At 61.5% G+C, this 12,823-nt stretch carries 14 protein-coding genes; 12 read left to right on the top strand and 2 right to left on the bottom strand.

The annotated features are described in order from the left end of the window. Positions 1-110: 110 nt before the first annotated feature. From QOL84_RS06620 to QOL84_RS06570, 11 genes are all read left to right on the top strand, one after another. On the top strand, positions 111-722 hold the full coding sequence (locus QOL84_RS06620; protein WP_129393318.1) for a transposase: 612 nt from the start codon (positions 111-113) through the stop codon (positions 720-722). Between the two features lie 56 nt (positions 723-778). Then, positions 779-2,377, top strand: coding sequence for a ShlB/FhaC/HecB family hemolysin secretion/activation protein (locus QOL84_RS06615; protein WP_283436651.1), 1,599 nt, complete (start codon positions 779-781; stop codon positions 2,375-2,377). 14 nt (positions 2,378-2,391) lie between these two features. Continuing rightward, positions 2,392-4,188, top strand: coding sequence for a DUF2341 domain-containing protein (locus tag QOL84_RS06610; protein WP_283436650.1), 1,797 nt, complete (start codon positions 2,392-2,394; stop codon positions 4,186-4,188). Positions 4,189-4,199: 11 nt separating this feature from the next. After that, complete coding sequence (locus QOL84_RS06605; RefSeq protein ID WP_283436649.1) at positions 4,200-4,625, top strand: ExbD/TolR family protein; 426 nt, start codon at positions 4,200-4,202, stop codon at positions 4,623-4,625. Between the two features lie 3 nt (positions 4,626-4,628). After that, positions 4,629-5,333 carry an energy transducer TonB family protein gene (locus QOL84_RS06600; RefSeq protein ID WP_129393330.1) on the top strand — a complete coding sequence of 235 codons (705 nt, stop codon included), beginning with the start codon at positions 4,629-4,631 and terminating at the stop codon, positions 5,331-5,333. A 52-nt stretch (positions 5,334-5,385) separates the two neighbouring features. After that, positions 5,386-7,089 (top strand): putative porin, encoded by a 1,704-nt coding sequence (locus QOL84_RS06595; protein ID WP_283436648.1) that lies wholly within the window; start codon positions 5,386-5,388, stop codon positions 7,087-7,089. Positions 7,090-7,106: 17 nt separating this feature from the next. Next, positions 7,107-7,736, top strand: a complete 630-nt coding sequence (locus QOL84_RS06590) for a DNA repair protein (protein ID WP_283436647.1) — start codon at positions 7,107-7,109, stop codon at positions 7,734-7,736. A 30-nt stretch (positions 7,737-7,766) separates the two neighbouring features. Beyond that, positions 7,767-8,237: a YbjN domain-containing protein gene (locus QOL84_RS06585; RefSeq protein ID WP_283436646.1), complete on the top strand. Its 471-nt coding sequence runs from the start codon at positions 7,767-7,769 to the stop codon at positions 8,235-8,237. After that, positions 8,234-9,175: a peptidylprolyl isomerase gene (locus tag QOL84_RS06580; protein WP_283436645.1), complete on the top strand. Its 942-nt coding sequence runs from the start codon at positions 8,234-8,236 to the stop codon at positions 9,173-9,175. The genes QOL84_RS06585 and QOL84_RS06580 overlap by 4 nt, the downstream gene beginning before the upstream one ends. A gap of 149 nt (positions 9,176-9,324) precedes the next feature. Next, complete coding sequence (locus QOL84_RS06575) at positions 9,325-10,302, top strand: LysR family transcriptional regulator (protein ID WP_283436644.1); 978 nt, start codon at positions 9,325-9,327, stop codon at positions 10,300-10,302. A 178-nt stretch (positions 10,303-10,480) separates the two neighbouring features. After that, positions 10,481-10,999 (top strand): GNAT family N-acetyltransferase, encoded by a 519-nt coding sequence (locus QOL84_RS06570; RefSeq protein WP_283436643.1) that lies wholly within the window; start codon positions 10,481-10,483, stop codon positions 10,997-10,999. A gap of 1 nt (position 11,000) precedes the next feature. On the opposite strand, the gene QOL84_RS06565 is transcribed toward QOL84_RS06570, so the two are convergent. Continuing rightward, the gene (locus tag QOL84_RS06565) at positions 11,001-11,693 is read right to left on the bottom strand and encodes an aspartate/glutamate racemase family protein (RefSeq protein ID WP_283436642.1); all 693 of its coding nucleotides are present in this window, start codon (positions 11,691-11,693) and stop codon (positions 11,001-11,003) included. Between the two features lie 207 nt (positions 11,694-11,900). Between QOL84_RS06565 and QOL84_RS06560 the strand changes: the two genes are divergently transcribed. After that, the gene (locus QOL84_RS06560) at positions 11,901-12,392 is read left to right on the top strand and encodes a hypothetical protein (RefSeq protein WP_283436641.1); all 492 of its coding nucleotides are present in this window, start codon (positions 11,901-11,903) and stop codon (positions 12,390-12,392) included. 207 nt (positions 12,393-12,599) lie between these two features. On the opposite strand, the gene QOL84_RS06555 is transcribed toward QOL84_RS06560, so the two are convergent. Next, positions 12,600-12,821: a cbb3-type cytochrome c oxidase subunit 3 gene (locus QOL84_RS06555; protein WP_283436640.1), complete on the bottom strand. Its 222-nt coding sequence runs from the start codon at positions 12,819-12,821 to the stop codon at positions 12,600-12,602. Between the last annotated feature and the right edge of the window lie 2 nt (positions 12,822-12,823).

The raw sequence follows: 12,823 nt of genomic DNA, 5'->3' as shown, positions 1-12,823 counted from the left end.
TGACAAAAGTTCGGTAGCACATCGCCAGTCCGGTCATGCCTATGTAACGCGCTTGAGGGGCCCAACGGGGCGCTTTTCACAAGCCGAGGCGGGACGCCGGGAGTGAGGCAATGGGGACTATGGAACGCTACTCGAAAGTGGGCATGCAGGAACTCGATCAACGCCTGTCGAAGATCGTCGAAGCCGCGCGCAAGAAGCCGGTTTCGGTGTATCGCTACGGCGCGCCGTGGGTCTGGATCGTCTCGCAGGATGATTGGCAGGGCGCCTTGAAAGAGGTTTCCAGCTACATTCCGCCAGGCCATTCGCTGGTGCTGCTGCGCCCTCAGATCGATGATTTGCTCGACGCGCACAAAGGCCTCATGCATGACCTCAATGCCGAGCCCGGCATGCTCATTCCCGCGCAAACGGTCATGCACATCCTGCTCCTGCAACTGCTGTATTCGGTGCCAAGCGAACAGCAGCTTTACGAACAGCTCAACTACAACCTGCTGTTCCGCTGGTTCGTCGGCCTCGGTCTGAACCAGAAAGTCTGGAGCTTCAACGTCCTCAGTCGCGACATCGCCACGCTGCTCAACAACCCGCGTGCGGTGCTGCTCATTCAAAAAATCATCGGCGAAGTGTTTTGCGGCGCGTTGCTGCAAATGCCCGAGTTCTCGCTGAACTTCGCGCTCTTGCACACGTGGCTGGGCAAGCACGCCTGTGCCTCGACAGCCAGCAATTGACGCCATACACGCGGCGTTCGAAACGCCAACAGGTCATCGCGAATTCAGGGGGTAGTGTGGAACCGATTTTCAAGTCACGGCTGGCGCTGTGGGGCTGGCTGCTGGTGACGGCGGGCGCGCAGCCGGCGTTGGCCGAAGAGGGCGCCGAGCAAGCGGCAGCTCAGCGTCTGGTCGATGTCAACGAATACTTCGTGCGCGGCAACACCGTGCTCGATGCGCGTGCCATTGAAGAAGCGGTGTACCCGTTCCTCGGCCCGCAGAAAGCCCTCACGGATATCGAAGGGGCGCGCGACGCGTTGCAAAAAGTTTATCAAGAGCGCGGCTATCAATCAGTGTTCGTCGAGTTGCCCGAGCAAGCGGTTGCCGACGGCATCGTCTACCTGCAAGTCAGCGAAACCAAGGTCGGCCGGGTGCGAGTGGTGGGTGCCAAGCACTATTCGCCGCTGGACATTCGCGACGACGTCCCGGCGCTGAAAGAAGGCGAGGTGCCGGACTTTGCCAAGGTTCAGGGAGAACTGGCGCAGCTCAATAAAACCCCGGGCCGTCAGGTGATGCCGCTAGTGCGCGAAGGTCAGCGCCCCGGCACCATGGACGTGGATTTGCAGGTCGAAGACCAGAACCCGTGGACCGCCAGCGTCGGCCTCAATAACGATTACAGCGCCGACACGGAAAAACTGCGCACCGTCACCAGCCTCGGCTACAACAACCTTTGGCAGCTCGGCCACAGCGTCAACCTGACGTTCTTCACCGCGCCGCAGGACACCGACAACGCCAAGGTCTGGTCGGGTTCCTACACCGCGCCGCTGACCGATCGCTGGAGTGTGCAGTTCTCCGGTTACCAGTCCGACAGCAACGTCGCCACCATCGGCGGCAGCAACGTGCTCGGCAAGGGCCACTCCTATGGCCTCTCGGCGATTTATACGTTGCCCTCCAGCGGCAACTGGTCGAACTCGCTGTCGGCCGGCATCGACTTCAAGGACTTCGACGAACGCCTGACCCTGTCCGGCGAGAGCGACAAAGTCCCGCTGCAATACGCACCGTTCACCTTCGCCTACAACGGCTATCGCTACACCGAAAAGAGCCAGCTCGGCCTCGGCCTGAGCCTGGTCGCCGCCACCCGCAGCATCTTCGGCTACGGCAGTTCCGACGAAGACTTCGACTACAAACGCTACCGCGCCAAGCCGAGTTTTGCCGTGGTCAAGGGCGACAGCAATTACACCTGGACCTTCGACAGCGACTGGCAGAGCGCAAGCAAAGCCGCGTTCCAGTTGGCGTCGGGGCCACTGGTTTCCAACGAACAATTCTCTGCCGGCGGCGCCACCTCGGTGCGCGGCTACCTGGCTGCCGAACGCACCGGTGATGACGGCGTGTTGCTCAGCCAGGAAGTACGCACGCCATCGCTGGCCAAGTACGCCGGCACGTGGATGCAGGACTGGCGCTTCTACGCCTTTGCCGAGGGCGCGCAGTTGTATCTGCGCGACGAACTGCCGGATCAGGACGCCAGTTATGCCTTGGCCAGCGTCGGCCTCGGCACCCGCGCCAGCCTGAGCAAATGGCTGTCCGGCAGCCTCGACTGGGGCTACCCGCTACTCGAAGGGCCGAACACCTCGAAACAGGAATCGCGCCTGCACTTCAACCTTCAAGCCACTTTCTGACAAGGAGCACGTTCATGCAGCGCCTCTTCCTTTCGTTGTTGATCTGCCTGGGCTTCGTGCTCCCGGCCACGGCTCAGGCCTGGTGGCAGGACGACTGGCACTACCGCAAACAGATTGCCGTCGACACCACGCCACAAGGCGCGGCGATCAATCAGGCCCTCGGCCGCACCGCGCTGCTGGTGCGCCTGCACACCGGCAACTTCACCTTTGACGGGGTGAAGGAGGATGGTTCGGATCTGCGCTTTGTCGCCGCCGATGACAAGACCGTGCTCAATCATCAGATCGAAAGCTTTGACGCGCTGATGGGCATGGCGCTGATCTGGGTCGATGTGCCGAATGTCGAGGGCGGTCAGCGCCAGGACATCTGGATGTATTACGGCAATCAAAAGGCCCCGGCGACCGGCAACGGCCAACTGACCTTCGACCCGAATTACACCGTGCTGTATCACTTCGAGGGCGCCACCGGCACCCCGGCCAAAGACACCACCGCCTACGGCAACACCGCGCAAAGTGCGACCGGCGCGGCGATTGACGGTGTAGTAGGGCGTGCGTTGCAGTTCAGCGGCCAGCCGTTGTTGCTGCCAGCCAGTCCTTCGTTGCAGCACAACGCCGGCAGTGCGTTCACCTTCAGTGCCTGGTTGCGTCTGGACCAGGCCAATGGCGAGCAACTGATTCTCACCCGTCGTGAAGGCGCCAACAGCCTGCTGATCGGTGCCAACCAAGGCGTGCCGTTTGTGGAGATCGATGGTCAACGCGCCGTCGCCACGCAAGCGCTGAATCCGGGCCAATGGCAACACGTCGCACTGACCGCTGAAGGCGCGAAAGTCACCCTTTACATCAATGGCCGTGAAGGCGCGACTCTCGCTCAGGCGATGCCGGCTTTCAACTCGGTGATGGCTATCGGCGCCGACCTGCACGAAGGTCCATTCCAGCCGTTCGTAGGCGCCATCGATGAACTGCGCCTGTCGAAAGTCGCCCGTCCGGCGCCGCTGTTGCTGGCCGACGCGACCTCGCAGGGCGCCGAGTCGAAGCTGGTGGCTTACGGTGTCGATGAAGAACAGTCCGGGTTCGGTTTCGGCAGCCTCGGCTTCCTGCTCAACGCCGTACCCATCGACGCCTGGGTGATCATCGCCGTGCTGGTGCTGATGATGTTTCAGTCGTGGATCATCATGCTGCGCAAGAACCGCACCCTCAGCCGCGTGTCTGCCGCCAACGAAGACTTCCGCGTGCAGTTCGCCAAGGTCGGCACGCGTCTGGAGATGTTCGCCGACGACGCGCAACTCGCCCAGCGCCTGCAGCATTCGTCGCTGTGGCGTCTGTATCTGGTGGCGGTCAAAGAGATCCGCACCCGGCGTGAGCAGGGCGCCGATACCTCGTCGGTTTCCGCAGCGACTATCGAAGCGATCCGCTGCTCGATGGACGGCGTGCGCACCCGCGAAAACCAGCAGCTCAGCTCGAAGCTCTCGACCCTGTCCAACGCCATCGCCGGCGGCCCATACATCGGCCTGCTCGGCACCGTGTTGGGGATCATGGTGGTGTTCCTCGGCACCGCAATGGCCGGCGACGTCAACATCAATGCCATCGCACCCGGTATGGCCGCCGCTTTGCTCGCTACCGCGATGGGTCTGTTCGTCGCGATCCCGGCGCTGTTTGGCTACAACCGCCTGATCACCCGCAACAAGGAAGTCAGCGCCGACATGCGCGTGTTCGTCGACGAGTTCATCACCCGTCTGGCGGAGATGCACGGCGAGAGCCAGTTCAGTGAGGCGTCGCATCGCGGCCATCACGCCAACCACTCCGTACCGGCCTGAGGAGCATTGACATGGCGTCTGTAAATGCCTCCCACGACGATGACGAAGATGCAGCGGTGGACAGCATCAACATCACCCCGCTGGTCGACGTGCTGATGGTGGTGCTGGTGATGTTCATCCTCACCGCGACCGCGCAGGTCTCCGGGATCCAGATCAACCTGCCCAAGGCCAGCGCCGCCGTATCGCTGTCGGAAGCCAAGACCAAGGCGATCTCGGTCAACGATGGCGGCCAGGTGTTCCTCGACGCTTATCCGGTGACCCTGGCCGAGCTGGAAGAACGCCTGCGCATCGAGAAGGCGCAGAGTCCGGACTTCCCGGTGATCGTGCGCGGCGACGCGACGGTGCAATACCAGAAAGTCATCGAAGTGCTGGATCTGTTGCGCCGGCTCGAACTGTCCCAGGTCGGTCTCGTCACCGGCAAACCGAGTCAGGGCTGAGTCATGACCGCACAACTCCCGATCGAGCCGTTGCCGGTGAAAAAGCCCGCGCTGCGTTATGCCAAGTGGGGCGCCGGATTACTGATCGGCGCGCTCGCCGCGTGGTTTCTGTGGCAGTGGGCCAACGACATGAGCGGCATCCGCCGCGAAGCGCCGAAGGTGCCGACGATCATTCCGTTGCCGCCACCGCCACCTCCGCCGCCGGAGAAACCGCCGGAACCTGAGACCCCGGTGGAAGAAAAAGTCGTCGAGCCGGAGCCAACGCCGGAGCCGCAAGAGGTCAAGCCCGAGGAAGAAGCACCGCCATCACCGGCGGACGATCTGGCCAACCCGATGCAAATGGACGGTGACGCACAGTCTGGCAGCGACGCTTTCAACATCGGCGCGGGTAAGGGCGGCGGTATGGCTGGCACTGGCGGCGGACGTTTGGGCACGGGGACGTACAGCCAGTTTCTGGCGTTCACCTTCCAGCGCTTGCTGCGTGAGAACCCTGAGCTGCGCAACCTCGCGTTCTCGTTGCAGGCCGATGTCTGGCTGAGCAGCGTCGGCGAAATCACCCGGGTCGAGCTGATCAAGTCCAGCGGCAACCCCGACATCGATACGCAAGTGTTGGCCGCGCTGCGCGGTGCGCCGGCCCTCAGCGAACGGCCTCCGGCCTCTATCACTTTGCCTGTGCGCCTGTCCCTGCAAGGGCGGCGTCCGGGTTAACCGAATATTTATTGCCAAGCCTTCAAGCTTTGCCAAAAGGAGTTGTGTGCAGATGATTTCCAACGTGAATCGATTGTCCCTGGCGGTCGGCATGGTCGTTGCGACCCTGGTCGGTCAGGCCGTGGCAGCGCCTGCGCCCGCGCCTTCGGAGAACGCCACGATCAATCTGATCCGCTTGCTGGTCGAGCAGGGCATTTTGAAACAGGACAAGGCCGACGCATTGATTGCCCAGGCACAAAATGAAGCCGCCCAAGCCAAGCAGGCTGCGGCGTCCACCGCTGTTGCGGCCGGGCCAGTGGCGGCGCCGGGTGATGTGCGAGTGCAATACGTGCCGGCAGCGGTGCGCGACCAGATCCGCGATCAGGTCAAAGCCGAAGTCATGGCCACCGCCAAACAGGAAAACTGGGCCGCGCCCAACACCTTCCCGGACTGGGCTTCGCGCATCAGTTTTGATGGCGACATTCGTCTGCGTGATGAATCGCGCTACTACTCGGATACCAACAGCAACGAAATCGTCGACTTCGCCAAGCTCAACAACAACGGCCCGTACGACGTCAATCCGAACAGCAGCACCAGTCTGCCGCCGCTGCTCAACACCCGCGAAGACCGCACCAATCAGTTCCGTATCCGCGCACGGCTGGGCATGAAAGCGGTGATCTCGCCGGAATGGACCGCCGGTATTCGCATCGGCACCGGCTCGGACAACAACCCGGTGTCGACCACGCAAAGCCTCGGCGGCGGTTTCGCCAAGAAGGACATCTGGCTCGATCAGGGTTACCTGAACTGGAAGCCGACGGATGAACTGACCCTGACTGGCGGGCGCTTCGCCAACCCGTTCATGTCCACCGACATGCTCTATTCCAACGACTTGAATTTCGACGGCGTGGCGGCGATCTTCGACCACAAGCTCAACCGCGATTGGGGTGTGTTCGGTACTGTCGGCGCGTTCCCGGTGGATTACACCAACGACACCACCAGCAGCAACGGCTTCGACAAGGAAGAGAGCGACAACAAGTGGTTGTACGGCGCACAGGTCGGCGCCAAGTGGGCGATCAACAGCAACAACCGCTTGAAGGGCGCACTGGCTTACTACCGTTTCGACGACATCCAGGGCGAACGTTCCAGCCCTTGCGAACCGTGGGCCGGCGCACCGGGTTGCGACAGCGACGGCACCCGCGCGGCGTTCATGCAGAAGGGCAACAGCGTGTTCCTGCTGCGCGACATCACCCCGAACCCGCTCAACCCGAGCACCACGCCACAGCCGCAATTCGTTGGCCTGGCCTCCGAGTTCAACCTGCTGGATCTGAACGTGGTGTGGGACGCCGACTTGCCGGAAGATTTCAAGTTGCGCAGCCAGGGCAACTACATCCACAACCTCAGCTACGACGAAGGCGAGATGCGCAAGCGTTCTGCCGGGCAGATCGTCAACAACCTCGACAGCAACGGCAACATCGAAAGCGGTGCCAATGCATGGATGGTGCAGTTCACCCTCGGCAGCGCGCTGGAGCTGAAGAAGCAGGGCGACTGGAACCTGTTCGCCGGCTACAAATACATCCAGCCGGATGCCTTGCCGGACGGCTTCAACGACTCCTCGTTCCACCTCGGCGGCACCAACGCCAAGGGCTATTTCATCGGCGGCAACTACGGTCTGGCGAAGAACGTTTATGCGACGGGTCGCTGGATGAGTACCGAAGCGGTGTACGGCGCGCCGTTCGACATCGACGTCTTGCAGCTTGAGCTCAACACGCGCTTCTAAGGCGCCGGGAGAGGGTTATGAAAACGCGTTTGTTATCGCTTGGGCTTGGATTGTTGATCGCCACCGGGGCGAATGCCGAAGGCATGGAAGAGCGCTTGCGCACCCAGTTGCGCAGCACCGCCCAGCAGTTGCAGGCACTGCAAAGCCAGCAGGCCCAGGCCAGCGCTGCACAACTGGCGGCGCAGAACGAGGTCAAGGCGGCGCAGGCGCAAATCAAGCAATTGAGCGCTGAACTGGCCAAGGCCAAAGGCCTCGCCGAGCAGCTTTCCGGGCAGCAACAGAGCCTGCACAGCCAGGCTCAGGCGCAAGTGGCGGCCAGCGCCGAGCAGACCGGCAAGTTCAAGAAAGCCTATGACGACTTGCTGGTGATGGCCCGTGCCAAAGAAGCAGAACGGTCTAAGCTTCAAGCGCAATTGACTGAACGTGACACACAAGTGCAGCAATGTTCAGTCAAGAATCAGCAGATGTACGGCGTCGCCAAACAGATCCTCACCGCCTACGAAAACATCGATGTGGCCGAGGTGATGAAGATCCGCCAGCCCTTCGCGGGCAGCGCCCGGGTCAAGTTCGATGAACTGGCCCAGGGGTTCGGCGATGACCTTTACAAGACTCAATTCGACGCGCCGCAAGCCGCGCTCTCGCACTGATTTAAAAGACGGATAAACAAGGAAGAAACGATGACTCAATTGATCTCCCACGTATCGCCAAAATCCCTGACCGAAGTCCTGCAAGCCGCCGGTTATCGCGTTAACGAAACCGAGCAGAACGGCATCGTCCAGCTGCTCAGCGCCAGCCAGGGCATTGGTTACGCCGTGCGTTTCGGCAATGCGGCGGTGGAGCAGGGCAGCTACGTCGACTTCACCTTCAGCTGTGCGCTGCGCGTGCAGGGTGAGTTGCCGCAGGGTGTGGCCGAGCAGTGGAACGCCACGCGGCGTTTCGCGCGGTTGTCGTTGCAGGGCGAGTTTCTGGTGATGGAAATGGACGTGGTGGTGGCCGCCGGTGTGAGCAACGATCACCTGCGCGGCAATCTGGAATTGTGGGATCGCCTGTTGCAGGAATTCATCGTTTATCTGCGTGATTTCACCCAGGCCGGTGCAGCGCAAACCGCGAAAGTCGCGGTGGCCGAAGAAGAGGAAGTCGCGCTGTGAAAAAGCCTGCCATGGTGATCAGCGCCGCTGCGGTGGCGCTGTTGGTGGTGGCCGTGGCGCTGGTGGTGCGACCGGGCAATGACCCGGTCGCCGCCCAGCAATCGTCGCCGCTGGCGGCGATTGCCGGCGGGCCGGCGCTGGCACGGTTGGGCAATCAGCAGGTGACGCCGGAGGAGTTGCAGGCGTTGCTCGCATCGGTTCCAGCCGAGACCCGCGAACAATTGCGCGGTAATCGCCAAGCGCTGGAGCGCTGGATCCGTACCCGTCTGGCCGAGAAAGCGGTGCTGGAGCAGGCCGATGCGCAAGGCTGGGCGCAGCGCCCGGACGTGGCGCGGCAAACGCGTGCCGCGAGCGAGCAGATCGTCTTTCGCGATTATTTGCGTTCGGTCAGCGAGGTGCCGGCGGAGTATCCGAGTGCCGCCGAGTTGCAGCAGGCGTATGACGCCGGCAAAGCGAACTGGCAGACCCCGGCGCTGTATCGGGTCAGTCAGATTTTCCTCGGCGTGAGTGATCCTCAGGCTGTTGAAGCGGTGCGCAAACAGGCTGCCGAATTGAGCAAAAAAGCTCAGGCGACGCCGGTGGAATTTGCTGCACTGGCGACTCAATATTCGCAGGATCGCGTCACTGCTGAGCGCGGCGGTGATAGTGGGCTGCAACCTTTGCAGCAATTGGTGCCGGAAGTGCGTGGCGCCGTGGCACGACTCAAGGTCGGTGCGGTTTCCGATCCGCTGCAAAGTGCTGCCGGTTTCCACGTGATCAAACTCACCGAGCAACAACCGGCGCGCACTGCGACCCTCGATGAACTGCGCGATCAACTGACCCAGGCCTTGCGTGCGCAACGTCAGGAGCAAATCGCCCAGGCCTACCTGGACGGCATGCTCAACACCGCGACGCTGAGCATTGATGGTGCTGAACTGAACAAAGTCCTCGGCAACTGACACACATTGCCCCCTGTAGGAGTGAGCCTGCTCGCGATAGCGGCCTGTCAATTGACATTGACTTACCTGACCCACCGCTATCGCGAGCAGGCTCACTCCTACAGGGGAGCTGCGTAACGACAAATACAAAGATCGACAGGGAGTCATCGATGTCATTCACCGAACCCGCAGGACGACAGGGCAGCGCCGAGTATCGCTGGGCGCAGGACAAGGGCGATTCCTGGCTGATACAGGCTGCCGCGATCGATGGCGATATTGCGCAGTATTTTCTGGTCAGCGCCCGCTGTGGCTGTTTCATGCAGGCGGCGCGTAGCCTCAATGTGCGTTCGACCCTGCTGCGCAAACAGCTGGCGCAACTTGAGCAGGAACTCGAGCATTCACTGTTCAGCTTTCAAGGCAGCGCCTTGAGCCTTACCCGTGAAGGCCAACAACTGCAGGCCAAACTCGTCGCGCTGGCCAACGAACGCAAACTGCCGGTGATCGAACAACCCTTGATTCGCCTCGCCGTCGCCGAGTCGATCCTGCACGACATCCTCGGCCGCGACCTCATCGCACTGCTGCGCCGCAACGCCAGCGTGCGCCTGGAAATCATCGCGCTGGACAGCGAACTGTCGCTGCGTGCAGTGAGTGCCGACATCGTCCTGTGGCTGGCCCACGGCGATACGCCTTACCCCGGGCCGACGTTCGCCATTGGCAAACCGCAACGCCTGGCGAAGCTTGATTACCTGCCTCACATTGCCAAGCGCTACTCCCGCGTCACCGCACGCCCGGACACCCCCGACGACCTCGCTGACTTCATGCTCGTGCAATGGCAACATGATCGGCAGATCGACAGCTTCCGGCCGTGGAATGAACTGGTCGAACAGCGTCTGGCCGGGGTGGTGCAGATGCAGTCCTACGAATTGATGCTGGAGATGATCCGCTGCAGCGCCTGCATCGGGTTGTTGCCGGCCTACATGAGCCGCTTCGATCGGGGCCTGATCGCGCTGCCGGGGCTGTTCGCTGAACCGATGCAATTGCAGGCCTGGCTGGCGGTGAATGCCGAATCGCAAGAGATCACCGAAGTGCAAACCCTGCTGGACCTCATCCACCACACCTTCAACGAACGCCACGAATGGTTCGAATAACCACCCCTGTAGGAGCTACCGCAGGCTGCGATCTTTTGATCTGTTTTTTCTAAAATTAAAAATCAAGATCAAGATCAAGATCAAAAGATCGCAGCCTGCGGCAGCTCCTACCGTTTGTATGTGTTGAGGTGGGCGGTTTAGAGTGGACGGTCACACATCGATCCAGGAAGGATCAGCCATGCCTGAGCACAATCCCGCCATTCACCTCGAACGCTTCAACGAATCGCACATCGAGGGCATCACCGCGCTCTACAACGATCCGGCCGTGGCACGGCAGGTGTTGCAGATGCCGTTCCAGTCCACCGAGGTCTGGCGGCAACGCCTGCTGGCAGACAATGAACGCGCGGTGAAACTGGTGGCGCTGCATCAGGGCGTGGTGATCGGCAATCTCGGCCTCGAAGCCCACTCGCGGATGCGCCGGGCGCACGCCGGCAGTTTCGGCATGGCGGTCGCGGTGGCGTGGCAGGGCAAGGGTGTCGGTTCGACGTTGCTGGCCGCCGCCCTCGACGTCGCCGACAACTGGATGAATCTGCACCGTGTCGAACTCACGGTCTATGCCGATAACGAAGCGGCGATCGGTCTCTATCAGAAATTCGGCTTCGAAACCGAAGGCCTGTTCCGCGACTACGCCGTGCGCGACGGGCACTGGGTCGACACCCTGAGCATGGCCCGCCTGCGCACTCGTGCGAAAACCTGAGTCAGTCGCCGAGCGCGAACGCCACCGCCGACTGCGCATGCAGCTCGGTGGTGTCGAGCAGGGGCAGGGCGCTGTGTTCAGGTTTGATCAGCATGCCGATTTCGGTGCAGCCGAGGATGATTGCCTGGGCGCCACGCGCGGTCAGCGATTCGATCACCCGCTGATAGATTTGCCGCGACGGTTCACTGATCACACCGACACAGAGTTCGTCGTAGATGATCCGGTGCACCTCTTTGCGCTCGGCTTCGTCCGGCACCAGTACCGTCAAACCCTGAGCGATCAGGCGTTGCTTGAGGAAATCCTGCTCCATGGTGAACGCCGTGCCAAGCAGGCCTACGGTGCGCGCGTCAATGGCCAGCGCGGCGTGTGCAGCCGGTTCGGCAATGTGCAGGAATGGGATACTGATCGCCGCCTGAATCTGCTCCGCCACCTTGTGCATGGTGTTGGTACACAGCACCACACACTCCGCACCGCCGGCTTCAAGGCTGCGCGCGGCCTTCACCAGAATCGCCGCCGCATCATCCCAACGCCCGGCGTGCTGAGCCTGTTCGACCGGGCCGAAGTCGACGTTGTACATGAGCATCTGCGCTGAGCGCAGCGGGCCGAGACGATCCCGGACCTGTTGGTTGATCAGGCGATAATATTCGGCGCTGGACTCCCAGCTCATGCCGCCGATAAGGCCGATGGTGCGCATTGGATTTCCTCTGGCAAATGTCGGTGTCGAACGTTCAGCTCTGCCCGCAGTTTCCTTCTGTTCGCGGTGCGATGCCAGCGGCCACTGACTGTACCGTCGATCTTTCACTCAGGTGTGCTGCTTCAGCGCGATTCGCAGCTTAAACGTACGCCGTGACCGGGATCTGCCACTATTACGCTTCGCAGGTCCTTTACGAGGAACACCGCAATGAACGACGTACAGCAACTGGGCGAGATGCTTCGTCACTATGCCGAAAGTGAAGCGCACAAGAAGCAACTGTTCGAAACGCAATCCGCGGCATGGGCCACACGGATTACCGCGCTGTTCGGGGAGATTCAGCAATGGCTGGAACCGGTGCAGGCACCGAATCTGCTGGAGGTGAGCCGCGAGGCGTATGTTGCGTTCGGGCCGAGTACGCCGGTGGAAACTTCGACCTTCAAAACAGAAAAGCTGAGCATTGTGATTGCCGGCAAACCGGTGGAGTTCGTGCCGGATGTGATGGGCAGTGCAGGGCAGATCTCGCTTGCGGTGATGGGGCTGACGGCGGCGCGTTATGGCAGCATTTCACTGGTCGGCCTGCCAAATGGCGAGTGGCAGTGGCGCAAGACCAATGGCCTGAAGGATCCGGATACATTTGCCTTTGATGCGAACTTTCTGGCGCAGCAGTTGCAGAGTTTGATTCCGCGCGAGCGCGGTTAAGATCAAGAGCTTACCCCCTCACCCCAACTCTCCCGAAACGTCGGACCGCCCCCAAGGGGGAGAGGGGGTAAAGGGAGCCGATTGGGGGATGGCCAAAACCTGAGTTCGACTTGATATTTCAGGTCGGTGTAACTCGAATGATCAACTCGCTCAGTTCCCTCTCCCTCTGGGAGAGGGCTAGGGTGAGGGCAGCCCACCTGACACGCCTCACATCTCCAGATTGATCCAGCCCGGCTTCGCCACTTCCGGCGCCACCGCTTTCACCGGTTTACCCGTGGCCAGCTCAACCCGCCGTGCCACCTCCGGGTCATCGGCAAACGGCACCATGCTCGCCTCATCGAGGCTGTCCGCCGTCTCGCGCCGCAAGCAGTACTCGACCGCCAGCCACAGAAACACCACGCCCAGCACATTGAAAAAAATATCCGTCACGT

This window comes from Pseudomonas helmanticensis, assembly GCF_900182985.1.
GTDB classification, from domain to species: domain Bacteria; phylum Pseudomonadota; class Gammaproteobacteria; order Pseudomonadales; family Pseudomonadaceae; genus Aquipseudomonas; species Aquipseudomonas helmanticensis.
Note: the sequence above shows the minus strand (reverse complement) of the source record. Positions and strands in the feature narration are given on the sequence as shown.

Coding starts and splice junctions, on each gene's coding strand:
- QOL84_RS06620 (WP_129393318.1), top strand. CDS start 111: ATGGGGACTATGGAACGCTACTCGAAAGTGGGCATGCAGGAACTCGAT.
- QOL84_RS06610 (WP_283436650.1), top strand. CDS start 2,392: ATGCAGCGCCTCTTCCTTTCGTTGTTGATCTGCCTGGGCTTCGTGCTC.
- QOL84_RS06605 (WP_283436649.1), top strand. CDS start 4,200: ATGGCGTCTGTAAATGCCTCCCACGACGATGACGAAGATGCAGCGGTG.
- QOL84_RS06600 (WP_129393330.1), top strand. CDS start 4,629: ATGACCGCACAACTCCCGATCGAGCCGTTGCCGGTGAAAAAGCCCGCG.
- QOL84_RS06595 (WP_283436648.1), top strand. CDS start 5,386: ATGATTTCCAACGTGAATCGATTGTCCCTGGCGGTCGGCATGGTCGTT.
- QOL84_RS06590 (WP_283436647.1), top strand. CDS start 7,107: ATGAAAACGCGTTTGTTATCGCTTGGGCTTGGATTGTTGATCGCCACC.
- QOL84_RS06585 (WP_283436646.1), top strand. CDS start 7,767: ATGACTCAATTGATCTCCCACGTATCGCCAAAATCCCTGACCGAAGTC.
- QOL84_RS06575 (WP_283436644.1), top strand. CDS start 9,325: ATGTCATTCACCGAACCCGCAGGACGACAGGGCAGCGCCGAGTATCGC.
- QOL84_RS06570 (WP_283436643.1), top strand. CDS start 10,481: ATGCCTGAGCACAATCCCGCCATTCACCTCGAACGCTTCAACGAATCG.
- QOL84_RS06565 (WP_283436642.1), bottom strand. CDS start 11,693: ATGCGCACCATCGGCCTTATCGGCGGCATGAGCTGGGAGTCCAGCGCC.
- QOL84_RS06560 (WP_283436641.1), top strand. CDS start 11,901: ATGAACGACGTACAGCAACTGGGCGAGATGCTTCGTCACTATGCCGAA.